This is a genomic window from Brevibacterium sp. XM4083 (genome assembly GCF_006489205.2).
Classification (GTDB): domain Bacteria; phylum Actinomycetota; class Actinomycetes; order Actinomycetales; family Brevibacteriaceae; genus Brevibacterium.
Genome location: NZ_VFYR02000001.1, coordinates 753807 through 778778, shown reverse-complemented (window position 1 = coordinate 778778; position 24972 = coordinate 753807). Strand labels below are relative to the sequence as shown.

Genomic DNA, 24972 nt, shown 5'->3' with positions numbered 1-24972 from the left:
CTCGCGGCGGTGAGCGCGGATACGGCTAGCCGACGGGCACGAGCTCCCGGCGGTTGGCGGCCATGATGTAGAGCGCCACCGCGAGCGCGCCGACGGCGATCGCACCCCAGATCCCGACGACCGCCCACGCGGCCCCGCCGAGGACGAGCAGCGGCGCGAAGGTCACGGCGGCGACCTCGACGGGGATGACCGGCAGGTACGCGAGCGAGAAGTCCTCGAGCGTGCGGGAGTTGAGCTTCGGATCGACGATGCGCAGCAGGGCGATGCCCGTGGCCACGGCACCGGTCGCCCAGCCCCACGTGAAGAGCTGGCGTTCGAACCAGCCGTCGCTCATCACCCGCGGGGCGACCCAGAGGCCGAGGAAGAGGCAGAGGGCGAGTCCGACGATGAAGAGGATGAGCAGCGACAGCCACTGGTCGGCGACGAAGGACGGGACGACCGAGGCGATGCCGCAGACGATGAGGACGTCGGTGGCGAGACCGGAGATCGAGTTCTGCGTCTCCTTGTCGATGAACTTCGTCGTCTTCGTGCCCGCGAGGATGCTGCGGAGGATGAGGCCGACGATGAACGCGATCGAGAAGAGCGGGAACGTCACCGACGGCATGAGCTCGCCGAGGATGAGGTTGACTCCGTACGCGGCCGCGGAGACGGTGGCGACGATTCCGGCCTGGAAGGTCAGGGATTCGATCGCGCTGCCGGAGAACATGTGCGTGCCGATGGGCGGCTTCTCCTGCTCGTGGTCGAGCACGCCGGTGCGCAGTTCGGCGGGGACCTCGCTCAGTCCCACGAACTCCTTGGCGTGGCCCTTCGCCGCACCGATCTTCGCCTGGATGATGCCGCCGACGATGCCGGTGAGCATGCCGACGGTCGCGGCGGTGAAGGCCAGCGACTGCACCGCCGGGTCACCGGCCTCGGTGAAGACCGTGCCGATCGCGGCAGCCGAGCCGAAGCCGCCGGCCCACCCGGCGAAGAGGAGGAGCCCGACGGAGTCGGGAGCGCCGAGGAGGGGGCCGAGGAGGACGAGGACGAGTCCCATGCCGAGCGCCGTCTGGGTCGCATAGATGAGGACGCCGTAGCTGGCGAATCCGGCGACGGAACGGCCGATCTTGAAGATGTTGAAGTCGCTCGTCAGCGACAGGCACGCGAAGACGACGACGATGAGCAGCGAGGAGTACGTGCCCAGCTGGTCGGAGAACGGCAGCCAGCCCAGGCCGTTGGGGCCCATGAGCAGTCCGAGGAAGCCAGCGATGACTCCGGCGGGGACCATCATCGTCTGCAGGACGCGGATCCGGGCGCGCAGGATGGTGCCGACGACGAGCAGCGCGCCGATGAGGCCCGAATCGATGAGCAGGGCGTAGGGGCTGAAGGGGGTGGGATCCACGACGGGGTCTCCTTGATCAGGTCACGACGGCACGAAGAACCAGCGCCGGCGGCCCGGCGCTGGGATCAGGTGCGGGTTACTTGGCCGCGGGCAGCATTCCTGCGGCGGCGACGGCGCTGCGGACGATCTCGTCGAGCCCGTATTCGGCCTTCCAGCTCAGCTGGGCCGAGATCCGGGAGACGTCGGCGACGAGGGCGGGAGGATCCCCTGCCCGCCGTTCGCCCATCTCCGGGACGATGTCACGGCCGGTCACCTCGGCGATGGTGTCGATGACCTCTTTGACCGAGGCTCCGGTGCCGGTTCCGACGTTGAACACGGTCTCCGAGGTGTCCCCGGACTTCATGTAGTCGAGAGCGGCGATGTGGGCCTCGGCGAGGTCCTTGACGTGGACGTAGTCGCGGATGCACGTGCCGTCGGGGGTGTCGTAGTCGTCGCCGAAGACGATCGGGGCCTTGCCGGCGGCGACCCGGCCGAGGACGATCGGGATGAGGTTCATCACCGCAGTGTCGGCGAGTTCGGGCCAGCCGGCGCCGGCGACGTTGAAGTAGCGCAGCTTGACGGCGTTGAACGGGACCCGGCGCATCCGCGCCGCGGTGATCGCGTTGTCGATCATCCATTCGCCGATGAGCTTCGTCTCCCCGTAGGGGTTGATCGGTCGGCATTCGAGGTCCTCAGCGACGAGATCGACGTCGGGCATGCCGTAGGTGGCGGCCGAGGAGGAGAAGACGAGGGAGGCGATGCCGGTGCGCTCGACGGCGGCGAGGATGTTCGTCAGGCCGCCGATGTTCTGGCGGTAGTAGTGGACGGGCTGCTCGACGGATTCGCCGACCTGCTTCTTCGCCGCGAAGTGGATGATCGAGTCGATCCCGTGCTCCTCGATGGCCGCGACGAGGCGGTCCTCGGCATCGGGAGCGGCGAGGTCGAGGTCGAGGACGGGCAGTCCGGCGACGCGATCGGCGATCCCCGTCGAGAAGTCATCGACGACGAGGACGTCGTCACCGCGTTCGGTGAGCAGACGCACCACGTGCGAACCGATGTAGCCTGCTCCTCCGGTGACCAGTACAGCCATGAAACTCCCTCATTCGTCCCTCACCGCGGTCTCGATCTCGCGGCGATGCCGGATCAAGCTTAGTCGAGGGCACCGCCGGGACACGAAGTGCGTACCTGACCAGGGAGGATGCGTATCGCTCAGGAGTCGGCGACGGCTCGGTCGACGAGGTGCTCGGCGATGGCCAGCGCTGAGGTGGCACCGGGCGAGGGAGCGTTGCGGACGAACATCACCGGTCCGGCGCGATCGATGACGAAATCGTCGACGAGCGAGCCGTCTCGGTTCATCGCCTGGGCGCGGATGCCGCGGGTGGCGCGATGCCCGGTCGCCCCGGCCAGCTGCGGCACGTAACGGGCCGCCTCGGCGACGAAGCGCTCAGTCGAGAGCACCCCGCCGATCTCCCGGACCGCGGTGGGCAGATTCCCCGCGGCGAATCTCCAGAATCCGGCATCGGCGGCGATCGAGAGCGCATCGCGCACGCTGAGCCCGAGTCCTGAGTATCCCTCCCGGGAGAACGAGAGGAACGCGTTGGGGCCGATCATCACCCCACCGTCGATGCGCCGCGTGACGTGAACGCCGAGGAAGGGGTACTTCGGGTCGGGCACGGGGTAGATGAGTCCGTTGACGACCGAGTCGAACGCGGGATCGAGGATGAAGTACTGCCCGAAGAACGGCACCACAGACGGCCGCGCGCTCTCTCCCGAACGGGCGGCGAGGCGATCGGACTGGAGTCCGGCGCAGGCGATGACGGCGTCGAATTCGAGCGCATCCTTGTCCGAGTGGACGATCGCGCGCTCTCCGGCCCGTCCGCCTCGGCGCTCGACGCGGGACACCGGGGTCGAGAAGCGCACGCGACCGCCGCGACGGCGGAAGTCGACGACGAGTGCATCGGTCAGGCCCGGGTAGTCGATGATCGCCGTGTGTGGGGAATGGAGCGCGGCCACCCCGACGGCCTGCGGTTCGACCTCGGCGAGACCATCACGATCGAGCATCGCGACATCGGGGACCCCGTTGGCGAGAGCCCGCTCGTGGATGGCGCGCAGCCGACCGACCTCGATGTCGTCGGTGGCGACGACGACCTTTCCGCACTCGTCGACGGCGACCCCGTGCTCGGCGGCGAAATCACGGATGAGCTCGACCCCGCGGCGGCACAGACGCGCCTTGAGGCTTCCCGGCTCGTAGTAGAGACCGGCATGGACGACACCGGAGTTGTGTCCGGTCTGGTGCATTGCCGGCCCGTCCTCCTTCTCATAGAGGGTGACGTCGGCGGACTCATCTCGCAGGAGGAGTTCGCGGGCGACCGCCGCTCCGATGATGCCGGCCCCGATGACGGCGACACGCCTGACCTCACTCATCTTTCGCTCCTTCGCGGTGGGGACCGATGGTCCTGTCGTGTGAGAGGCCGTCTCGTCCAGTGGCCTGGTGCGGACTCTAGTTCACCGTTTCCGGTAACGCGAAGGCACGACGACTGACATATTCCCGGCATCTCATTGAATAACACCTGAAGTTCTATGTGAGTCCGATGCCATCGGGTCATTCACGAGAATATGCGAAATCGGCAATTCGTATACCTTCGCCATCGAGCCAGCATCTGATCCTGCTCAGAATAGATCACTTGACCAGCGCAAACAGTGGACCGACCAGCCTCGCCTCCAGCGCAAGTCGGCTTCTTTACGGAGTAAATCATTCTGTCACGAGCGCTCGATCAATCATCGGATCACAGGCGTAGACCGCCTGCACTATCTACCGATGAGTATTTATAACGGAGTCATAACTTTATTTATGACGTGATGATGACTGTTTAGTGTTTCCGTAATCTCGGTGATGAACTGCCAGCCGATTGCCGTCGAGCACTCAGGGCCTGTTCAGCATCAGAGATGATCACTGCCGAAGTGGGGGCTATGAAGACATTCCGCAACCGGGTGCGTTCCCGATACCGTGCCGCGATCGGCGTCGTCGCCGCGGCGACAGCCGTCGGGCTGACCGTGCTCATCACCTCCCCGGGCACGGCAGTGCCGATCGATCCCGACGAACTCGCCGAGGCACACGGGCAGGTCATCGACACGGACCTCATCACTGCGGATCTCCTCGACGTCTCCTCCGCCCGCAGCACCTATCCGTCGAGTCCCGAGGCCGACCACACTCCGCTCGACGTCGCGGCTCTCCAGGCCCTGAGCATTCAGCTGCCCAACGTCTCACTCCCCCTCATCAGCGGTGAGGACGGAAACGGTCTCCTCCACCTCGGCGAGGTCGGGGCGCTCAACGCCTTCGGTCACGCACCCTCCTCCGACAGCGCCGTCGCGAGTGCCGGCGCGGTCGGACAGGACGGAGCGATCAACGTCGATCCCGACAATCCCGGGGCCTACGGCAACGCCACGGTCAGCCTCACCCCGCTGCTCAAGCAGCTCGGCATCAGCGACATCACCGACGAGGTCGTCGACGAGCTCAGCCTCGAGCTCGGGGCGCTGGCCTCGCGGGCCGAGGCGGACGCGGAATCGGTGACCTCGGACTATGTCGTCGCCGACGGGAAGCTCACGATCTCGAGTCCTGCCGTCAGCCGGCTCTCCGACGACCTCGAGGTCGCGGTCGACACGACCGGACAGGCACTCGACGACGCCGTCGGCGACGAAGGACTCGTATCCGAACTCGCGTCGATCGGAATCGATGCGAATGTGCTGCTCGGCCGGGTCAGTGTCGGCGGAGCGGACACGAAGGTCAGTGCAGAGACCCGCGACGCCCTCAACAGCGTCGTCGAGAACGTCATCCGAGAGAAGCTCGAGGACAGGTCGGGCATCGTCTCGATCGACATCGGCAGCGGGGATATCGAGGTCGATCTCGCGAAGATCGTCGAAGGCGGCAACGGCGAGGACCTCAATGACCTGGCACCGAACACCGAGGTGCTCACCTCGGCGACGATGTCAACGATCACCGATGCCGTGGCCGATGCGCTCGGCGCACTCTCCGGACGCGTCAACGACACCCTCACCGAGGCTCTCGACAACGTCCATCTCATCATCGAACTGCCGGCCAGCATCTCTCTGCTCGGGCAGACGATCACCGGCGGGGTGACCGTCGATGCGACACTCGGTCAGTTGGCGGGCACGGATACCAGCCGTCCGACTGTCACCACCGATCTGCGGATCTCCGTGCTCGGCACGACGATCGACGCCGGAGCGATCCTCAACGTCATCACGACGCCGGTCATCGATGCTGTCCTCGGGATCACCAAGCCGATCATCGGGAACATCATCACCGCGACCGCCGACGAGGTGTCGAGCTCGGTGCAGGGGATCATCGACCCGCTGCTCACGACTCTCGACCCCGTCTTCGAGGCGCTCAACCAGGTCGTCGGTGTCACGATCAACGAGCAGGTCGAAACTCCCGTGCCGCAGCGGGAGGACGCGACTCGGGCATTCGCCGCGGCCGCCGCACCGACGGACATGTTCACCGTCAGCGCCGTGAGCCTTGAGGTTCTGCCCGGCGTCGATGCCGTCGACGTCAACCTCGCCTCGTCGTCGGTGAGGACGAGTGCGCAGGATGAGGCCGACCCCGACGCGAACACGAATGCAGCCGCCTCGGCATCAGCCTCGGCGACCGCTGACGACGACGGCAACCCGGCCGCCGAGGCCGCATCGGAGGCGGCAGCCAACGACGACGCGACCACGACGGCCTCGGCAGCAGCGGATCCGGATGCCGTGGCAGCCGCGGAATCCGCGGCGACCGAGGATGCCTCGTCCCAGGCATCGACGGATTCGACGACGGACACCAGCGCGTCCTCGACGGCAGCCTCGCAGGCGGCTGCACAGGCCGACAGCACCGACGACACGAACGCCGGAGCATCCACAGCGGCCGACGCCGATCCGGCGGCCGCGGCCCAAGCGGCGTCGACGGCCGACTCGTCCTCCGAGGCCTCCGCCGAAGCCGCGGCCACCGCCGATGCGTCGACTGATCCGGATGCATCTGCGGACCCCGACACCGCGGCTGCAGCCGACGCATCGACCGACCCGGACGCTGCGGCGGACCCGGATGCGGCAACCGACCCCGACGCGGCTGCCGACCCTGACGCCGCAGCGGACCCCGACGCGACTGCTGATCCGGACTCGTCGACAGACCCGGATGCCTCCACCGATCCAGACGGCACTGCCGACCAGTCGACCGATCCCGACGCCGCGGCGGACCCAGAGGCGGCTGCCGACCCCGACGCGGCCGCTGATCCCGATGCGGCTGTTGGCGCGGACTCGTCCGCCAACGTCAACGCCGCCGCTTCCGCCTCGGCCTCAGCCAACGCTGACGACGACGGCAACCCCGCCGCCCAGGTCGCCGCACAGGCAGCCGCCGACGAGGACGCAACCACCACCGCCTCGGCAGCAGCCGACGCCAACGCCGAAGCCGCAGCGGAATCCGCCGCCACCGAAGAGGCCACATCGGACACCACAGCCGATGCCTCGGCGGACCCGAACGCCGCCGCGAACGAATCCGCCCAGGCCGCCGCCACCGCTGACACCACCGACGACACGAACGCCGATCAGTCAGCAGCCGCCAACGCCGACGCCTCGTCCGCGGCTCAAGCAGCCTCAACGGCCGACTCGTCCTCCGAGGCCAGTGTCGAAGCCACTGCCACCGCCGACGCGTCGACCGACCCCGATGCGGCCACTGACCCCGATGCGTCTGCGGACCCTGAAGGATCTGCCGACCAGTCAACCGACCCCGACGCGGGAACGGATCCCGACGCAGCTGCTGATCCGGACACGTCGACGGACCCGGACGCCTCTACCGATCCGGATGCGTCTGCGGACCCCGACACCTCGGCCACTGCCGACGCATCGACTGATCCCGACGCTGCGGCGGACCCTGACACCGCGGCCACTGCCGACGCCTCGACTGACCCCGACGCCGCGGCTGACCCCGACGCGTCAGCCGATCCCGAAGGATCTGCTGACCAGTCAACGGACCCTGACGCATCGACCGACCCTGACGCAGCTGCTGATCCCGACTCGTCCACTGATCCGGACGCGGCTGCCAACGTCAACGCCGCCGCTTCCGCCTCGGCCTCAGCCAACGCTGACGACGACGGGAACCCTGCCGCCCAGGTCGCCGCACAGGCAGCAGCCGACGAGAACGCTGACACCACGGCCTCGGCAGCAGCCGACGCCAATGCCGAAGCAGCCGCGGAATCCGCCGCCACCGAAGAGGCCACCTCGGACACCACAGCTGATGCGTCGGCGGACCCGAATGCCGCGGCGAACGAATCCGCTCAGGCCGCCGCCACTGCTGACACCACCGACGATACGAATGCCGATCAGTCAGCAGCGGCCAACGCCGACGCCTCGTCCGCGGCTCAAGCGGCCTCGACGGCCGACTCGTCCTCCGAGGCCAGTGTCGAAGCCGCGGCCACGGCCGACGCGTCGACCGACCCGGACGGCGCCGCCGACCAGTCGACCGACCCCGATGCGGCGGCGGATCCGGATGCTGCAACAGACCCCGATGCGTCAGCCGACCCCGAAGGATCTGCTGACCAGTCAACGGATCCGGACGCAGCGGCTAACCCCGACGCGGACGCCAACGTCAATGCCGCGGCCACGGCGTCGGCCTCGGCGAGTGCCGACGACGACGGCAATCCCGCCGCTCAGGCAGCAGCCGAAACCGCCGCCGAGGAGGACGCGACCACCACGGCCTCGGCAGCAGCGAACGAGAACGCCGAAGCAGCCGCAGAGTCGGCAGCCACCGAGGATGCGTCATCCGAGGCCTCGGCCGACGCCACCTCGGATCCGAATGCGTCATCCGAAGCCGCCTCACAGGCTGCGGCCGAGGCCGACAATGAGGACGACGCCAACGCCGCTGCCACGGCAGCCGCCGACGCCGATCCTGCAGCCGCCGCCTCGGCGACAGCCACCGCGGACTCGGGTTCCGAAGCCTCGGCAGCGGCGGCCTCCGACGGGGACCCGAAGGGGTCATCCGATTCGGATGGCGGAGCAGCGGCCGATGCGGCACAGGCAACGTCGACCAGCACCGCCGATTCAGCGGCCTCCGCGAACGCCGGCGGATCGGCCGCAGCCGAAGGTGCCGACGGAACATCCAGTTCCGGAGGATCCTCGACGAGCAGCTCCGCCGGCGGCGGGTCCTCCAGCAGCGCAGACGCCTCGGCCGGCACGGGTGGTTCATCGGGCGCGAGCTCGACGGCCTCCGGAGGCGGAGACCTGCCGCGGACGGGTGCTGACGGCTTGGCGGCGATCATCACCGTCGCAGCTCTGCTCGTCCTCGGCGGTGCCGCAGTCACCCTCGCCTCGCGGCGGGACAGGATGTTCCGCGGCCGGCACTGATCACCTCACGAACGGTCAGGGGTGGGTCCGATGCTCCCGCGTCGGACCCACCCCTTCCCCTCTGCCCTGAACCACCGGTGACCAACCGGCACACGGGTCGACCACCTCGGCGAATGATCCTTGAGACTCGCGTCACACGGGGGTACGGTCAGAGTAACCAGAGGAGGCAGTGCCATGAGCGGAGTCAACGAGGATCACTACCAGCCGCAGACCCATCCCGGCGACATCATCGAAGTGCGCGACGAGGAGACCGGTGAGATGGTCAAGCGTCGCATCATCCTCGATGAGTTCGGCAACGGGACGAAGACGCGACCCCTCGAAGAGGGCGAAGAAGACGAGCTGACCGAGAGCAGCTGAACCGTCACCAGTGCGCGCGCACGGTCTCCGTCGGTCCGTCGACCTCGGTGAAACCGGCGTCGATGACGCTGATCGGACGCTCTGCGACAGCCCACTCGGCTTTCGACGGCGTGACCACCCGCAGACTGAAGCCCGATTCGCGCCAACGATCGCGCACCTCGGCGGGCATCTGCTCGAACGCGAGCTGAGCGCCGTGGGCGACCTGCGCCGCCGCCTTGCCCGTCGTCAGCGTGACCAGCGGTGAGAGTTCGATGGTGACGACCGCCTCGGCGGCGGGAATCGACGTCTCCCCATCAGCGGGGAACTCCGTGTCCCCCACCTGCAGCTTCGACAGCTCACGCGGCAGCGGAGAGACCGGACCGGGCGGGAAGACGTAGGCCTCGGCCGGGGCGAACTCCTCCGTGCCTCCGAAGCTCACGCCGACGCTGCCGAGGGCACGCGCGTCCTCGAGCTTCTTGCCGTCACCGCGCCGCACCACCTTGCGGATCGCCCCGTCGCGCCAGTACTCGACGGCGTCGAACCACTCCCCCTCCGGCTGTGTGCGGGGGTCATCGAGGAACGTGACGACGGCGCGCGCAGTCGCCTCGAGGACGTCGATATGGCGGGCGAGCGCCGTCTTCGACTTGCGGACGACGATGGGCAGGGACCACGGCACGTCATGATCGGTCTCGTGTCGCCGCATCTGCTCAGTCATTCGCTTCCTCCGTCGTCTCGGCTGCCGCAGCGGTCGCGGGCACTTCCGCTTCGACAATGACAACGTCGGGCATCGCCGCTTATTCCCGGGCACCTCCTCCCCACGCAGTCTCACCTCGATGGATCGTTGCCCTGCGCGGGTAGGCTGGAGGGGTGCGCGCCGATCGAGAACTGCTCGTGGTCCCGCGCGCCGTGAGCTCCGAAGAAGGATCCGATGACGCCCTCCCGTTCCCCGCAGTGGTCCGAGTCGATGCCGGCCGACATCCGCGACGCCCTGTCTGCGCAGATGCGCGAGGTCCTCGACATCCAGGAGGCCCGCGCCGCCGAATGCCGTGCGGCCGCCGACCGCGTGATCGCAGCCCGGGCCCGACAGGGCGGTGGTGAGCCCGGGATCCTCGTCCCCGACCGTGACGCCGGAGCGCCGACGGAGTTCGCTGCGGCACGGGCGGAGTACCGCGCCGAACGCACGCATTGGAACGAGGGCGGGCCCGCGATGGCGCGGACCGAGGACACGCATCTGCGGGTCGGTGACGTCGACGTGCCCATCCGCATCCACCGTCCGACCACCGAGGCGGTCCTGCCGGGCATCGTCTTCCTCCACGGCGGCGGGTTCTGCCTCGGCGACCTCGACACCCACGACCGGATCGCACGCGTCATCGCCTCGGCCTCCGGCGCTGCCGTCATCGCCGTCGACTACTCCCTCTCCCCCGAGGCCGTCTTTCCCCAGGCTCTTCTCGAATGCGCGACCGTCATCGCCCACCTCGCCCGGCACGGGGCGGACTGGGGAATCGACGGCACCCGCCTCGCCGTCGCCGGGGATTCGGCCGGGGCGATGCTCGCCCTCGGATCGGCACTGCTGCTGCGCGACGAACCCGAACGGGTCGGCGCCGACTCATCCTTCGCCGCACTCAGGGCCCTCCTCCTCGTCTACGGCTCCCACGGCCTCCGCGACTCTGCGAGCCGTCGCCTCTACGGCGGGTCATGGGACGGGATGGGACCCGAGGTGCTCGCCGGAATCGCGAAGGTCCACTACACCTCACCGGCCGACGCCGAGAGCCCGTACATCGACCACCTCGGCGCCGATCTCCGGGGTCTACCGTCGACGTTCATCGCCGCCGCGGGCCTCGACCCGCTGCGCGACGACAGCCGCGCCCTGGCCGCCCTTCTGCAGCGCGCCGGCACCGATGTCGACGTCATCGAATACCCGCATGTCCTCCACTCGTTCCTCCACTTCGGGCGGGTCCTCGACGAGGCGAACGCGGCGCTCACAGCAGCCGCGGGCTTCGCCGCGGCGCGACTCGATGCGGAGAACTGACGACGAACGATGTATCCTTGAAGATCTTGCGATTTCGCTCGGCGAAATCCCTGCGTCGTCAGGATCACGCGACTCTGCGCCCGCACACCCCAGCTGCGGCGCATGCTCGGCGAAACCCGTTCCTCTCGGCGAACGAGAACGCGGTCCCGCGTTCGGACACCCTGCCGGGTTGCACGATTGCCGCCACCACTGAGTGGTCTCGCAGCGCGCACCTGCGCGTCGAAAGGCCACCCCATCACCTCCACCACCGCTCCGGCCCAGTCGTTCTCCGCCCTCGGAGTCCCCTCTGCCCTCGTCGCCCGTCTGGCCGCCGACGGCAAGACCGAGGCCTTCCCCATCCAGCAGGACACCCTGGCCGACACTCTCGCCGGCCGCGACGTGCTCGGCCGCGGGAAGACCGGCTCGGGAAAGACCCTGGCCTTCTCCATCCCGATGGTCGCCAACCTCGCGGACGCCCAGCCGGCACGACCGGGTCGCGGCCGGGCTCCGCGTGGGCTCGTCCTCGCACCCACCCGTGAGCTCGCGACTCAGATCACCGCCGTGCTCGATCCCCTCGCCCAGGCCGCCGGGCTGACGACCACGACGATCTTCGGCGGAGTCAAGCAGAAGAAGCAGGAAGCGGCGCTCAACGCCGGCGTCGACATCGTCGTCGCGTGCCCCGGACGCCTCGAAGACCTCCTCCAGCAGGACCTCGTCTCCCTCGACGACATCGAAGTCACCGTCCTCGATGAGGCCGACCACATGGCCGACATGGGCTTCCTGCCCGGCGTCACCCGCCTCCTCGCGAAGACCCCGGCCACAGGCCAGCGGATGTTCTTCTCCGCGACGCTCGACAACGACGTGGACAAGCTCGTGCGCCGATTCCTCCACGACCAGGTGCTCCACTCCGTCGACGACCCGAGCTCGCACGTCGATGCGATGACCCACCACCTCTTCGAGGTCACCCCCGAGGACAAGGGCGACCTTGTGCACCGTCTGGCCTCCGGGGCCGGGCGGCGCATCCTCTTCACCCGCACGAAGCATCGGGCCAAGCGGCTTGCCCGGCTGCTCACGAAGCAGGGCATTCCCGCCGTCGACATGCACGGCAACCTCTCGCAGTCCGCACGCGAGCGCAACCTCGCGGCCTTCGCCGACGGCGGGGTCAAGGTGCTCGTGGCCACCGATGTCGCGGCTCGCGGCGTCCACGTCGACGCCGTCGAACTCGTCGTCCACGTCGACCCGCCCACCGAGCACAAGGCCTACCTCCACCGATCCGGTCGCACCGCGCGTGCCGGCAGCACCGGCGACGTGGTCACCATCATGACCCCGGAGGAGCGCAAGGACACCCTCGCACTACTGCGCAAGGCGAAGATCTCCGTCAAGCCGCAGAAGGTCTCCGCCGAGTCACCCCAGGTCGGCGAACTCGTCGGTGAGGTCGCTGCGTTCGTCGAGCCGCAGGAAGCGAACCCGGAGCGGGTCCGCGGCACGGAACCGGTCGAGACGGTGGCGCCACCGGAGAAGAAGCGCTCGTCCCGGCGCCGCCGCGGACGCCGAGGGGGCAGCGGACAGTCGGGTGCCGCCGCATCCTCCGAGTCAGCAGGCGGAACCCAGTCACGTGCACAGACGCCGGCCGGCGGCGCGAAGCAACGCGGAGGTGCGGGATCCCGGAACCGCGGTCGGGGCCGCGAGAAGTCCGGTCGCCCCGAGACCTCGGCCCGCGCGGATTCGTCGGGCCGCACCGAGTCGAACCGGAGCGAGTCCCGTCGCGGCGAGCAGTCCCGTCGCGGCAGCTCTGCAGGCTCCGGCCAGCGGCGGAATGCCGCATCCCGACGCGGAGAGTCCCAGAGCACCCGCGGGACCAGTGCTGAGACCCGCCGCCGCAATCGCTCGCGCGCCGCAGCCGGCGGATCTCAGCAGGTCTATTCGACGAGCAGCTGAACCGCGTCCGCAACCGGTTGACCTGGGTCGGTGCTCACCGACCCAGGTCGCACCGGCTCTCACTCAGAACGTCCCGGATTCGTCCGGCCCAGGTCGCACCGGCTCTCACTCAGAACGTCGGCACGTCGTCGATGAGGGAGCGGGTGTACGCGTGCTGCGGGTTCTCGAGCACGGAGTCCGCAGGCCCGTAGTCGACGATCTTGCCCTTGTTGAGCACCGCGAGGTTGTCGGCGATGTGCCGCGAGAGCGCGATGTTGTGCGTGACGAAGAGCATCGCCAGCTGCCGCTCGGCGCGCAGGGTGCGCAGCAGCCCGATGATCGAGGCCTGCACGCTGACGTCGAGGGCCGAGGTGATCTCGTCGCAGACGAGCACATCGGGCGCATTGACGAGCGCCCGGGCGATCGCCGCCCGCTGCCGCTCACCACCGGAGAGGTCTCCGGGCCGCCGGTGGTAGAAGCTGCGGCCCAGGCGCACCGCATCGAGCGCGTCCTCAACTGCGGCCTTCCGGCTCGCCGCCGTCCCATCTCCGCTCATCTCCAAGGGCACCGTGAGCGACTGCCCGATCGAGCGCCTCGGGTTGAGGGAGGAGAACGGGGACTGGAAGACGTACTGGATCCCGATCCGCTGCTCGTTCGTCCGCTTCCGCGTCGATTTCGCGAGTTCGACTCCGCGCAGACGCACCTCACCCGAGTAGTCGTCGTTGAGTCCGGCCACGCACCGCGACAGGGTCGTCTTGCCCGACCCCGACTCCCCCAGCAGCATCGTGCACTCGCCGGGTTCGAGGGTGAGGTTGATGCCGTCGAGGATCTGCGCCTTCCCGTAGGCGAGCTCGACGTCGGCGACGTCGAGGAGCGGGGTGCTCGCCGAGGCGGCCTCCCCCTCCCGGTCGACGGCCGTGACCGGGGCTGCCGCACTCGGCTCGTCGCCGATCTGCTTGTCACCGGCGAGGTCGGGAACCGCGGCGAGCAGCATCTTCGTGTAGTCATGCACCGGGCGTGAGAGCACTTCTTCGACCGGTCCCTCTTCGACGAGGTCGCCGCGGAGCATGACGGCCACCCGGTCGGAGATGTCCTTGATGACGGCGAGGTCGTGGGTGATGTAGAGACCGGCGACATTGTTGGCCACCGTCATCTGCCGGATCGTGTCGAGGACGACGGCCTGCGTGGAGACGTCGAGGCCGGTCGTCGGCTCGTCGAGGATGAGGACGTCGGGGTACATCGCGAACGCCATGGCGATGCCGATGCGCTGCTGCTGACCGCCCGAGAGCTGGTGCGGCCACCGACTCTGGTACGCCCGGTCGCCGGGCAGACCGACGTCGGTGAGCACCTCGGTGATCCGCGCCTCCCGCTCCGCCGAGGAGGACCCGAAGCCGTGGATCTCGAGGACCTCGCGGATCTGGTCACCCACCCGCATTGCCGGGTTGAGGGAGAGGGCGGGATCCTGGGGGATGTAGGCGATCCGCGATCCCCGCAGGGCGCGTACGGCCTCCTCGCCGAGGTCGAGGACCTCGACGGCGGTGTCCTCCCCGCGCGGCCACAGGCTCACCGAGCCCGAACCGTACTTCAGCCCCGACCGGAAGTGGCCCATGCAGGCGAGCCCCGCGGTCGTCTTGCCCGAACCGGACTCCCCGACCAGGCCGAGGATCTCTCCGCGGCTGAGGGCGAAGTCGACGCCGTGGAGGATCTCGTCACCGGCCATGGTGTCGATGCGCAGGTCGCTCACGCGCAGGACGATGCTCTCGTTCGGTGCGGAGTCGACCCCGGCAGCGGTGTCATTGGTCGTGGTCATCATTCCTCCACTGTCGTCGAAGCGGTGGCTCGGGCGAACGAGTCCGCGAGCAGGTTGGTGCCGATGGTCAGCAGCGCGATCGCGATGACCGGCAGCAGCACGCCCCACGGCTGGATGCTCAGCGCGATGCGGTTCTCGTTGATCATCAGGCCCCAGTCGGCGGCCGGCGGCTGCAGGCCGAGTCCGAGGAATGACAGCGAGGCGATCGCGCCGATCGAGTACGTCAGGCGCAGCCCCGCCTCGACGCTGAGCGGCCCGGTGATGTTGGGCAGGAGCTCACGGACGAGGAGCTTCGACCGGGGCATCGCGTACATCTCCGCGGCGAGGATGTAGTCCTCGTTGATGACGTTGAGAGTGGCCGACCGGGCCACCCGGGCGATGCGCGGGGCATGCGTGATGCCGATGACGGTGATGAGCACCCAGCCCTGCGGTCCGAGCACGGTGATCGCCAGCAGCGCGAACACGAGCTGCGGGATCGCCAGCAGGACATCGTTGAGTCGCATGAGGATCGCGTCGAAGCGTCCGCCCACATAGGCGGCGAGCATGCCGACGATCGCGCCGAGGACCATGCCGAGCGCCGTGGCGAGCACCGATTAGATGATGAGCGTGAGCCCTCCGGCGAGGAAGCGGGAGAGCACGCTGCGGCCGAGGTTGTCGGTGCCGAAGAGCCCGTACGGGGAGAACGGCTTCGCGACGAACTCGGTCGCCGTCGACCCCGTCGCCCACGGCAGGAGAAGGGGTCCGCAGAAGGCGAGGAGAACGATGAATGCCGTGAGCACGAGGCCGATGCGCCCCTGCTTCTGCGCGATGACGCGGCGGAAGAAGGGCACATAGGTCGTCTGCGACTCCTTCGGCACCTCCGCGGCTTCGATGGCGTCGGACTTCATGTCGTCGAGGTTGCTGCTCATGCTGCGCTCCTCAGTTTCGGGTTGGTGAGGATGCCGACGATGTCCGCGGCGAGGTTGACCACGACGTAGACGGCGGCGACGAGCATCGAGATCGCCTGGACGACCTGGACGTCGCGGTAGGTGACGGCGTCGATGAGCGCCTGGCCGATGCCGGGGTACCGGAAGAGGAACTCGACGACGACCACGCCGCCGGCCAGCCACGCGAGTTGGATCGCGACGACCTGGGCGACGGGACCGAGCGCATGGGGCACCGCGTGACGGAAGATCACTCGGCGTTCGGGAACGCCCTTGAGGCGGGCCATCTCAACGAATCCGGAGTCGAGGACTTCGATCATCGTCGCCCGCATCATCCGCACGATATAGGGGGGTGACGACGAGGACGAGGGTGGCCGTGGGCAGGACGAGCTGCGCGGGGATCAGCCACACTGGCTGGCCCGGCGGGGCGAGCGTGACGGCGGGCAGGATCTGGAACACCGAGGTGGCGAAGATCGCGATGAGGGCGATGCCGATGACGAACTCGGGCATCGCGGCGAGCACGAGGCTGATGCCGGTCAGCGCCTGGTCGCGGCGGGTGCCGCGGTGCAGCGCCGAGTAGACGCCGAGGCCGATGCCCAGCGGCACGGAGATGATCGCGGCGAGCGCCATGAGGACGAAGGAGTTGCCGATCCGCGGTCCCAGCAGCTCCGAGACCGGTCCGCCGGTCGCCGTCGAGGTTCCGAAGTCGCCGACGAAGAGACCACCGAGCCACTCGAGGTAGCGCTGCCAGGCCGGCAGGTTGAGCCCGAGCTGTTCGTTGAGTGCCGCGATGCGCTCCGGGGTGGCCTGCTGGCCGAGGATCGCGCGAGCCGCATCGCCGGGCAGGAGGAGGGTGGCGCCGAAGACGATGAGGGAGACGGCGAGGAGGATGAAGGCGGAGAAGATCAGCCTGCGAATGATGACTTTGGCGAACATGTCACACCTTCCCGATCCACACGCGGTCGAAGCGCCAGCCGCCCAGGGGCCTGCCGGTCGCATTCGGTTCGAGGCCGCCGACGTACTTCTGGTAGGCGTCGACCTGGTTGGCGAAGCCCCAGATGATGTAGCCGCCGTTGTCGTAGAGGATCTTCTGCGCCTCGTGTTCGAGGTTGCGTCGCGCCGCCGGATCCGGCAGAGAGCGCGCCTCCTCGACGATCGAGGTGAAGTTCGGATCGTCCCAGTGGGTTTCGTTGAACGGCGATTCCGGCATCACACAGGACACGCACTGCGGGAGGAAGTCACGCGTGTACCAGAAGTCCTGCGCGAAATCCCACTGCAGATAGTTCTCCCCGAAGAACGTCGTCGCATCGACCCGGCGGATGCTCACCCGGATGCCGGCGTCGGCGGCCTGCTGGGCGAAGACCTGCGCGGCTTCGACGACACCGGACTGGATGGGGGCGGTGACGAGCTCGACGTCGAGACCGTCGGGGTGCCCCGCCTCGGCGAGGAGCTGCCTGGCCTGCTCGACATCGCGCGTGCGCTGCGGGAAGTCGGGGTAGTTCTCACTGAGGGGACCGAACATGTCGTTGCCGATCGTGCCGTAGCCGGAGAGGACCTGCTCGATCATCTGCTCCCGGTCGACGACGAGGCGGAAGGCCTGCCGCACCCTGACGTCGTCGAAGGGCGGACGATCCACGCGCATCGTGAACGGCAGCCACATGCCGGTCTCGGAGTTGAGGATCGCCATCCGCTCGTCGGCGCCGATGACCTCGACGAGGGCGAGCGGGATCTGCGCGATCGCGTCGACCTGGCTCGAGAGGAGGGCATTGATGAGAGCGTCGGAGTCATTGAAGTTGAGAAGGTGGACGGCGTCGAGCCAGTTGCCGTCCGTGCGCCAGTAGTACTCGTTGCGTTCGAGCACGGTCGACACCGCCGCGGTGTGCGATCCGAGCTTGTACGGTCCCGAACCGACCGGTGCGGCCGGGTCGTAGTCGCGGGGGACGATGCCCGTCGTGTACTCGGAGACGGAGTCATCGAGGAGGCCGTTGGGTTCGCTGAGCCGGAACTCGACGGTGCGATCACCGGTGGCGACGACCTCGTCGAGCATCGTGAAGCTCGCCGCCGCGGTCTTCGGATCATCGGGGTCATTGATGCGTTCGAAGGTGAAGACGACGTCGTCGGGGGTGATGTCACGCCCGTCGGAGAATTTGATCCCCGGCCGCAGCGTTGCCGTCCACACGGTCGCGTCGCCGTTGGGTTCGAACGACTCGGCGAGCTCCGGCTGGATCTTGTAGTCGTCGGTGCGCGTGAGCAGGGAGTTGTAGAGGTTGACGGTGCGGGCGACGTCGCCGGAATTCACGGGGATGTGCGCATCGACGGTGTCGGCGGAGTTGCCGCCGGTGACCCCGACGCGCAGGGTGCCGCCGCGGACGGGCTCGCCGGCGGAGATGTCACCGGCCGCCGCGCCGCCGCCGCAGGCGCTCAGTCCGGCGAGCGCGGTGAGCGAGAGTCCCGCTCCCAGCGCTTGTCTTCGGTTCGGAGTGTTCATCAGCCTTCTTCCTGGAGTGGTTCGTCCTGAAGATGTTCCGCAGGCCCCGGCTGCGCGGCCGGGTCCGGAGGTCGTGTCGATGCCCGCATCTGCGCGGGCTCTGCGCCGGGGACGAGGATGTGGGCGCGGAGGAAGGCGTCGATCATCGCCAGGGCGTCGTCGTCGGTCAGACTCATCTGGGCGGTGCTGCGGGCGACGCCGAGTCCGTCGATGAAGACGCTGAGGCTCTTGACCATGAGGTCGGTGTCGCCGTCGCGGACCTGGCCGACGCGCTGACCGGCGGCGACGACGCCGCGGATGAGGTCCATCCATTTCTCGTAGACGGCGGCGAGGTTGAGGCGGGAGCGCTCGTCGACGACGGCGCGGGCCCAGCTCTGGATCCAGATCGACCACACGCGGCGCACGGTGGGGTCGACTCCCGCATGGACGCGGGAGAACCGGAGGAGCACCTCGGCGGGGTCCTCGGGTTCGACGAGGTCGCGAGCGGTCGCGATGATCTCAAGCGAATAGTGCAGGGCCGCCTCGAGCAGCGCGGTCTTCGTCCGGAAGTGGTAGTTGATCGCCGAGGTCGACAGACCCGCGGCGGCGGCGATGTCGTGGACGCGCACCGCGTCGATGCCGCGGTCGGCGTAGAGCTCCCAGGCGGCGGCGACGATGCGGCGGCGATTGCGGGTGCCCTTCGACATCCACGTCGTCGACGCCTCCGGACGGGGGTGGTCGCCGCCGGTGGCAGACAGTGCGGACGCGCCCTGACCGGCCGCCTCGGTGAGCGAATGGGTGGGAGACAGCGGGGCGGTCTGGCGCCGAGGTGCTCCCTCCTCACGTCCGAGCGTGAGCCAATCCGTGGTGACGTCGGTGAGCTGGGCGATGCGCGTGATCTCCTCGACGCGGAACTTCCGAGTCCCGGCGAGGGACTTCGAGAGCTTGCTCGGTTCGAGACCGATGCTGCGGGCGACTTCGCTGTGGTTGATTCCCGCGTCCCGAATGGCATTGCGCACACGGGTGCCGAGGCCGGCGCGACCGCCGTGATCTGCTTCTCTGCCCTCGAACACCATCCCAGTGTGCACACATGTTGCGATTATGGCAAGAGTTACTCTGGTTTCGTGCAGTTTTCGTGACCGGGGCGCAATGTGATTTTCCCGAGAGAACCGGGCCGGACTCGCGCTCGAGCCGGCTCTGCGGCCGTCGTCCACTAGACTCTCCGGGGCAATCGGAATCGTCGGACGAGCACGGAGCAGGCACGACATGCGTTCATCCCTGAAGTCACTGACCGCGAAGAAGCCTCCCATCAGCCGGTGGGTGCGCAAGGCGGGACTGTCGGCTCTCAACTCGCGGCCGTGGCAGGCGACCAGTCGCTGGCTGCGGGGTGCGAAGGCGATCGAACGCCTCGAAGCGAAGTACGACGGTGCGGGTCTGGAGACCCCGGTCATCGCGTACTTCGGCGACGGGCCCGCGAAGATCTACCAGATCCTCCAGTGGATCCCCATCTTCGAAGAGCTCGATCGGACGCATCCGGTCGCGATCGTCCTCCGGTCCCCCGGCGCGCTGCAGGAGCTGCGCGCGGTCACCGAGCTGCCTCTCGTGCTCAAGCGCCAGTTCGATCCGCTCCAGGACTTCTACTACGCCCTCGATCCGAAGGTCGCCCTCTACGTCAACAACGGCGTGCGCAACTTCCAGTCGCTCGGCTACGCCCCGATGGTCCACGTGCACCTCAACCACGGTGAGAGCGACAAGCTCTCGATGGTGTCGAACCAGGTCAAGGCCTACGACCGCGTCTTCGTCGCCGGACCCGCCGCGATCGAACGACACCGGAAGGCGCTCATCGAGTTCGATCTCGGCAAACTCGTCGAGGTCGGCAGGCCGCAGCTCGACATCGAACAGACATCGACGCTGCCGTCGACGACGAAGCGCACAGTGATGTATGCGCCGACGTGGGAGGGCGAGAACGACGCGAACAACTACACCTCGCTCGATCTCTTCGGTGAGGCCATCGTCGCAGCGATCCTCAGCACCCCGAACACCCGCCTCGTCTACAAGCCGCACCCCAGGGTCGAGCAGTCCGACGACCCCGCTGTCGTCGCGGCCGATGCGCGGATTCGGGAGCTCATCGCCGAGGCGGACAGTGCCGAGACCGCCGGTGCCGCAGCCGACGGCACCGGGGCAGGCAGCACCGGGGCAGGCGCTGGGCACCTCGTCTCGATGCAGGGTGACATCCTGCCGATGTTCGCCGATGTCGACCTCATGGTCACCGACGTCTCGAGTGTCGGGCTCGACTTCCTCTACCTGCGGCCGGAGAAGCCGATCATCATCACCGATCGCCGGGACGATCTCGCAGCGATCAACGAGGATTCGCCGATCACCCGAGCCACCCCCGTCGTGTCGCAGTCGACGATCGCCGAGATCGCCGACACGATCGCCACCGAGCTCGACGCTGACACCACGGCGGCCCAGCGCGCGGAGCTGCGCGAGTTCTACTTCGGTCGCCGTGCCGTCGGCGACTCGACCCGGGAGTTCGTCGCCACGATCTCCGGGCTCATCGCCTCACGGCAGCGGGAGATGCTCGCGAAGACCGACCTCGACTGAGCAGCCGGTCTCAGCGGCCGAACCGTCGGCCCCAGCGACCGAACCGTCGGTTTCAGCGGGCCATCTCGCGGAAGAGGTCCTCCCACCGATCGAGGATGCGCTCGGGGGCGTACTGCGCCATATCGGCGCGGACCTCGTCCGACATCTGCGCCAGCGCCGCGGGGTCGGCGGCCAGCGCCTGCAGGCGCTCGGCGAGGGCGGAGACGTTGTTCTGGGCGACGATGTATCCGGTGCGCCCGGAGTCGATGAGCATCTCGACCCCCGGGGAGCAGTCGAAGGACACCGTGGGCACGCCGGAGAGTCCCGCCTCGACGATCGAGATCGGCAGTCCCTCGTGCTGTGAGGAGATGACGTGGATCTTCGCGGCCGCGAGCACCTCGGCGACAGCGTCGGTCTTGCCCATGAGCGCGGCACGGGGAATCGCGCGGTCATCGATGAGGGCCTGCAGACTCTCGCGCAGTTCGCCCTCACCGTAGAGCTCGACACTCCAGTCGGGAAGGGCGGGAGCGATCTCGGCCCAGGCCGCCAGCAGGTAGTGCAGCGACTTGACCTCGTCGTAGCGCCCGAGCGCGACGATGGTGTTGCGGCGCGTGGATCCGGTCTCCGCCGTTGCCTCGATCTCCGACCCGGCGAGGGTGACGGGGTTGGGGATCCACCCGGTGTTGTTCAGTCCTGCGAGGCGGAAGCGCTCGGCGTCCTCTGCCGTGAGGAACACGGTGCGGTCGACGTCGGCGTAGGCCTGCAGCACGCGGCCGGCGTCCCGACCGGTGCGCGTGGCCCCGTCGTATGACCCGTGGTACTGACCGACGACCCGCGGCAGGCGGGGATCGGCGGCGTCGTATCCGGCTTCGAGCATGTGCTCCATGCCGTAGACCTGCGTGCAGATGATGAGCGTGCGCGGACCCCACTCGGCGAGCAGTGCCCGCAGCTTGTCGACCGCGATCTTGCGCAGGTCGAAGCGCTTCCGATACCGCCGCATGCGCTCCCGGTCCTTCTTGTCCGCGTCGGAGCGGATGGTCCAGTCCGGCGGCGGAGGCTCGGGCATGAGCGTGCGCACCGTGATGCCGGCGGAGCGCTCGACGACCTGACCGTGACCTTCCGGCGGCGGCGAGACCCCGACGAGCTCGGTGGCGTATCCCCGGGCGTGGAACCCGTCGGCCATCGTGCTGATGAAGCGTCCGACACCGCCGAGGCGGTCGACGTCGTTGGCCATGAGGACGATCCGATCGAACTGCGACTGCGCCATCACTGAGCTCCCCAAATCGTTGCGATCGTCTGCGCGGCTGCATCACCGGGTTCGGTGCCGGCGAAGTCCTCCCGGAAGCGGCGCCGCAGCGGCTCCGCCGCGTCGTCTCCTGCGGCCCTGATCGCCGCGACGAGTTCCTCCTGGTCGGTGACCAGCGGACCCGGATGATGGTCGCGCAGGTCGAAGTAGGTGCCGCGCGCGGAGTTCGCATAGTCGTCGAGGTCGTACGCGTAGAGGATGATCGGGCGGTCGAGACTGAGGTAGTCGAAGATGATGCTCGAGTAGTCGGAGACGAGGATGTCCGCGGCCTGGAGCACCTTTGCGGTGTCGGCGATGCCGCTGACGTCGATGACCCGACCGCGCAGGTGGGGCGGCACGGCGATGCGGTTGAGGTAGTGGGGCCGCAGCAGGATCTGATAGTCCTCACCGAGGTCGTCGACGAGCTCGGCGAGGTCGAGTTCGAGCGAGGCCTGCCCGCGGGTGCGGAACGTCGGGGCGTAGAGCACGCTCGTCTTCGCCGGGTCGAGGTCGAGGCGCGCCTTGGCCGCGGCGATCCCCGCGGCATCGCCGACGAGAACGTCGTTGCGCGGCGATCCCACCGGCAGCTGCGCACGCTCGTACCGGAACGCCGGCACGAAGGTGTCGCGGAAGTAGGCGCTGGGGATGCTGAGGAAGTCCCAGTAGCCGACTCGCCGTTCGAGGTCGGCGATGTCCTCGCGCGATCCGAACTCGAGGTTCGGCTCGTCGAAGCCCATCTTCTTGATGGGGATGCCGTGCCACGTCTGGATGTAGATCTGACCCGGGCGCTTGACGTAGCCGACGGGCAGGCTCTGGTTGTCGATGATGTACTTCGCCCGGGCGAGCGTGCGGTAGTAGTCGACGGTGTTGCGGATGACGATGTCCTCGCGGCCCGCCGCCCAGCGCTGGTTGGCCGCCGCCACGACGACGACCCTGAGGTCGGGGCGGGTGCGACGCAGCTCCGCGGCGAGCACGTGGGGCGAGTCGGACTCGGTGGTGCCCATGTGGGATTCGACGACGACGAGGCGGTCGTCGAGCTGCGCCGGTGCCTCCGCGGCGATCCGCGCGCCTTCGGCGACGAGCGCATGGGAGGGCAGGGGCACGTATCTGTCCCGCAGCGCGGTCTGACCGGTCGAGAGCATGGGTCTGATCGCCCGGCGCAGTCGCCGGCGCTGCTTGCCGATGCGGGCGAGGCGGAAGGCCAGGGTGCCGATCTCCGTGGCGTAGGGCTGATAGCGGATGTTCGCGAGCGACTCGGCGACCCCGTGAGGCTGGGTCTTCTGCTTGCTGCCGACGAATCCCTTCCTCACCCGCAGCGGGAGGAGCGTCGAGGCGGTGCCGTTCGTCAGCTCCATGCGGATGGAGATCTTCGGCCGCACGGCACGGTCGATGGCGGCGGGGAACTCGAACTCGGTGGTCCACTCCACCTCACCGTCGGCGGTGCGCTCCCAGCGCACTGGTGCCACCCATTCCCGCTGGAAGCCCCAGCGCTCCCTGATGAGCATCCGCGCAGTGAGATCGGGCCGGTCGAGCTTGGCGAACGAGTCGGGGATGCGGCCGGAGATCGTCACCCGGTTCTTCCCGTCGATGGCCACGGCGTCGACGGCGTTGTAGAACTTGAACGCGTACCACGGGATCGCGACGACCTCGGCGGCGTCGAAGGTCGCGAGCATGTGCTCACGGGAGTCGGCCGAGTAGGAGGCGAAGGTCTCCGGCTCCCACAGGCTGCGGTGCCCACCGGGCTCCCAGTCGCCGTAGAGGTCCCACGTGCCCGAGGCGATGTGGGCCATCCGAGAGACGAGGTCGACATCCTCGGCGAGGGCCGAGGCGATGAGCAGCCGGTCGTCGCGGGGCACATCGTCGTAGATCTCGGTGGGGATCGATTCGATGAGCGGCTTGAGTTCGGCGAGGAGTTCGGGCGCGAGGTTGGGCACCTGCCCGTGGGCGATGTCGTTGAGGTAGAGCCGGGCGTCGTGGCGGAGGATCTTCAGCTGCAGGCGGGCGTGGAGCGCCGGCACGCTGGCCGGGTCGGCGACCCGGAGGACTTCGGCGAGCGCGACCTTGCGATGCTGGAGGTTCCTGATGTCGTCGCGCTGGTTGGTGATCGATTTGCGGACCTTGATGGGATAGAGGTTCCACTGATAGACGAATTCGGGGATGACGCGGATGCCCTCGGCCTTCGCGAACACCTCGGCGGTGAAGATGAGGTCCTCGTAGTGGAGTTCCTCCCGGAAGCGGATGCCGTTGGCCCGCAGCATCTCCATGCGGTAGAGCTTCGCGACGGCGATCGTGTCGATGCAGAGCTCGGGGTTCTCCTCGATCGTGTCGAAGTGCTGCTCTTCCCGGTAGAGCCGGTGGTGCCAGCCGCGGAACTTCTTCTTCGCGATGTCCCGGCGCCGCGTCTTGGCCATGACGATGTCGGCTTCGCTGCGCTCCGCGGCCGTGAGCAGGTTGTACGTCGCATGGCGTTCGAGGATGTCGTCGCTGTCGAGGAACGTCAGGTACGGGGCGCTCGCGTTGTCCATTCCGATGTTGCGCGGCGCTCCCGGCCCGCCGCTGTTCTTCGGCGTCTGGAACACCCGCAGCCGCGGTTCGTCCCGGGCCAGCTCGGAGACGTGCTCGAAGGACCCGTCGGTGGAGCAGTCGTCGACGACGATGACCTCGGTGCCCTTGAGCGTCTGGTCGAGGGCGGAGCGGATCGCAGTGCCGACGTTCGCGATGTCGTTGAACATGATGATGACCACGGTGACCAGCGGTCGTCCGTCGATCCCCCAGACGGTCTCCGGTGGGGTCGTTGCGGTCGTGTCGGCGGCGCGCACCGCTGGGTGAGTCAAAGTGTTCTCCGTCGTCGTCTTCTCTATCGGTCGGGCGGGCCCGCGGCTCCGTGGGGCGGC

General features: G+C 68.4%; 14 protein-coding genes and 2 pseudogenes. 5 read left to right on the top strand and 11 right to left on the bottom strand.

Annotated features, from left to right (window positions below; all coding sequences use genetic code 11):
- Positions 1-25 precede the first annotated feature (25 nt).
- The 3 genes from FJ887_RS03340 to lhgD all read right to left on the bottom strand — a co-directional run bounded on the left by FJ887_RS03340 (position 26) and on the right by lhgD (position 3784).
- The gene (locus tag FJ887_RS03340; protein ID WP_137824310.1) at positions 26-1381 is read right to left on the bottom strand and encodes a sodium/glutamate symporter; all 1356 of its coding nucleotides are present in this window, start codon (positions 1379-1381) and stop codon (positions 26-28) included.
- Between the two features lie 76 nt (positions 1382-1457).
- Positions 1458-2450, bottom strand: a complete 993-nt coding sequence (galE, locus tag FJ887_RS03335) for a UDP-glucose 4-epimerase GalE (protein WP_137824311.1) — start codon at positions 2448-2450, stop codon at positions 1458-1460.
- A 119-nt stretch (positions 2451-2569) separates the two neighbouring features.
- Positions 2570-3784 (bottom strand): L-2-hydroxyglutarate dehydrogenase, encoded by a 1215-nt coding sequence (lhgD, locus tag FJ887_RS03330; protein WP_137824312.1) that lies wholly within the window; start codon positions 3782-3784, stop codon positions 2570-2572.
- Between the two features lie 546 nt (positions 3785-4330).
- Here lhgD and FJ887_RS03325 point away from each other — a divergent pair.
- Entirely contained in the window at positions 4331-8749 is a 4419-nt protein-coding gene (locus FJ887_RS03325) for a choice-of-anchor G family protein (RefSeq protein ID WP_181365612.1), read from the top strand.
- A 174-nt stretch (positions 8750-8923) separates the two neighbouring features.
- Positions 8924-9106, top strand: a complete 183-nt coding sequence (locus FJ887_RS03320) for a hypothetical protein (RefSeq protein WP_137824314.1) — start codon at positions 8924-8926, stop codon at positions 9104-9106.
- A gap of 4 nt (positions 9107-9110) precedes the next feature.
- Here FJ887_RS03320 and FJ887_RS03315 read toward each other — a convergent pair whose 3' ends face one another.
- Entirely contained in the window at positions 9111-9800 is a 690-nt protein-coding gene (locus tag FJ887_RS03315; protein ID WP_137824315.1) for an aminoacyl-tRNA hydrolase, read from the bottom strand.
- A 213-nt stretch (positions 9801-10013) separates the two neighbouring features.
- On the opposite strand from FJ887_RS03315, the gene FJ887_RS03310 reads away from it, so the two are divergent.
- On the top strand, positions 10014-11114 hold the full coding sequence (locus FJ887_RS03310; RefSeq protein WP_137824316.1) for an alpha/beta hydrolase fold domain-containing protein: 1101 nt from the start codon (positions 10014-10016) through the stop codon (positions 11112-11114).
- A 234-nt stretch (positions 11115-11348) separates the two neighbouring features.
- Positions 11349-13031 (top strand): DEAD/DEAH box helicase, encoded by a 1683-nt coding sequence (locus tag FJ887_RS03305; protein ID WP_249356470.1) that lies wholly within the window; start codon positions 11349-11351, stop codon positions 13029-13031.
- A gap of 109 nt (positions 13032-13140) precedes the next feature.
- Here FJ887_RS03305 and FJ887_RS03300 read toward each other — a convergent pair whose 3' ends face one another.
- From FJ887_RS03300 to FJ887_RS03280, 5 genes and pseudogenes are all read right to left on the bottom strand, one after another.
- The gene (locus FJ887_RS03300; RefSeq protein WP_137824318.1) at positions 13141-14820 is read right to left on the bottom strand and encodes an ABC transporter ATP-binding protein; all 1680 of its coding nucleotides are present in this window, start codon (positions 14818-14820) and stop codon (positions 13141-13143) included.
- A pseudogene (locus FJ887_RS03295) lies at positions 14820-15728 on the bottom strand (ABC transporter permease). Before FJ887_RS03295 ends, FJ887_RS03300 begins: the two are co-directional and overlap by 1 nt.
- Positions 15725-16679 (bottom strand): annotated as a pseudogene (locus FJ887_RS03290) (ABC transporter permease). The pseudogenes FJ887_RS03295 and FJ887_RS03290 overlap by 4 nt, the downstream one beginning before the upstream one ends.
- Position 16680: 1 nt before the next feature.
- On the bottom strand, positions 16681-18231 hold the full coding sequence (locus FJ887_RS03285; RefSeq protein ID WP_137824320.1) for an ABC transporter substrate-binding protein: 1551 nt from the start codon (positions 18229-18231) through the stop codon (positions 16681-16683).
- On the bottom strand, positions 18231-19283 hold the full coding sequence (locus FJ887_RS03280) for a TetR/AcrR family transcriptional regulator (protein WP_137824321.1): 1053 nt from the start codon (positions 19281-19283) through the stop codon (positions 18231-18233). Before FJ887_RS03280 ends, FJ887_RS03285 begins: the two co-directional genes overlap by 1 nt.
- A gap of 193 nt (positions 19284-19476) precedes the next feature.
- Between FJ887_RS03280 and FJ887_RS03275 the strand changes: the two genes are divergently transcribed.
- Positions 19477-20814, top strand: coding sequence for a CDP-glycerol glycerophosphotransferase family protein (locus FJ887_RS03275; RefSeq protein ID WP_171006951.1), 1338 nt, complete (start codon positions 19477-19479; stop codon positions 20812-20814).
- 52 nt (positions 20815-20866) lie between these two features.
- On the opposite strand, the gene FJ887_RS03270 is transcribed toward FJ887_RS03275, so the two are convergent.
- Both FJ887_RS03270 and FJ887_RS03265 read right to left on the bottom strand, forming a co-directional pair.
- Complete coding sequence (locus tag FJ887_RS03270; RefSeq protein WP_137824322.1) at positions 20867-22060, bottom strand: glycosyltransferase; 1194 nt, start codon at positions 22058-22060, stop codon at positions 20867-20869.
- Positions 22060-24912, bottom strand: coding sequence for a bifunctional glycosyltransferase/CDP-glycerol:glycerophosphate glycerophosphotransferase (locus FJ887_RS03265; protein WP_137824323.1), 2853 nt, complete (start codon positions 24910-24912; stop codon positions 22060-22062). The genes FJ887_RS03270 and FJ887_RS03265 overlap by 1 nt, the downstream gene beginning before the upstream one ends.
- Positions 24913-24972: the final 60 nt, after the last annotated feature.

Coding starts and splice junctions, on each gene's coding strand:
- galE (WP_137824311.1), bottom strand. CDS start 2,450: ATGGCTGTACTGGTCACCGGAGGAGCAGGCTACATCGGTTCGCACGTG.
- lhgD (WP_137824312.1), bottom strand. CDS start 3,784: ATGAGTGAGGTCAGGCGTGTCGCCGTCATCGGGGCCGGCATCATCGGA.
- FJ887_RS03325 (WP_181365612.1), top strand. CDS start 4,331: ATGAAGACATTCCGCAACCGGGTGCGTTCCCGATACCGTGCCGCGATC.
- FJ887_RS03320 (WP_137824314.1), top strand. CDS start 8,924: ATGAGCGGAGTCAACGAGGATCACTACCAGCCGCAGACCCATCCCGGC.
- FJ887_RS03315 (WP_137824315.1), bottom strand. CDS start 9,800: ATGACTGAGCAGATGCGGCGACACGAGACCGATCATGACGTGCCGTGG.
- FJ887_RS03310 (WP_137824316.1), top strand. CDS start 10,014: ATGACGCCCTCCCGTTCCCCGCAGTGGTCCGAGTCGATGCCGGCCGAC.
- FJ887_RS03300 (WP_137824318.1), bottom strand. CDS start 14,820: ATGACCACGACCAATGACACCGCTGCCGGGGTCGACTCCGCACCGAAC.
- FJ887_RS03285 (WP_137824320.1), bottom strand. CDS start 18,231: ATGAACACTCCGAACCGAAGACAAGCGCTGGGAGCGGGACTCTCGCTC.
- FJ887_RS03275 (WP_171006951.1), top strand. CDS start 19,477: ATGCGTTCATCCCTGAAGTCACTGACCGCGAAGAAGCCTCCCATCAGC.
- FJ887_RS03270 (WP_137824322.1), bottom strand. CDS start 22,060: ATGGCGCAGTCGCAGTTCGATCGGATCGTCCTCATGGCCAACGACGTC.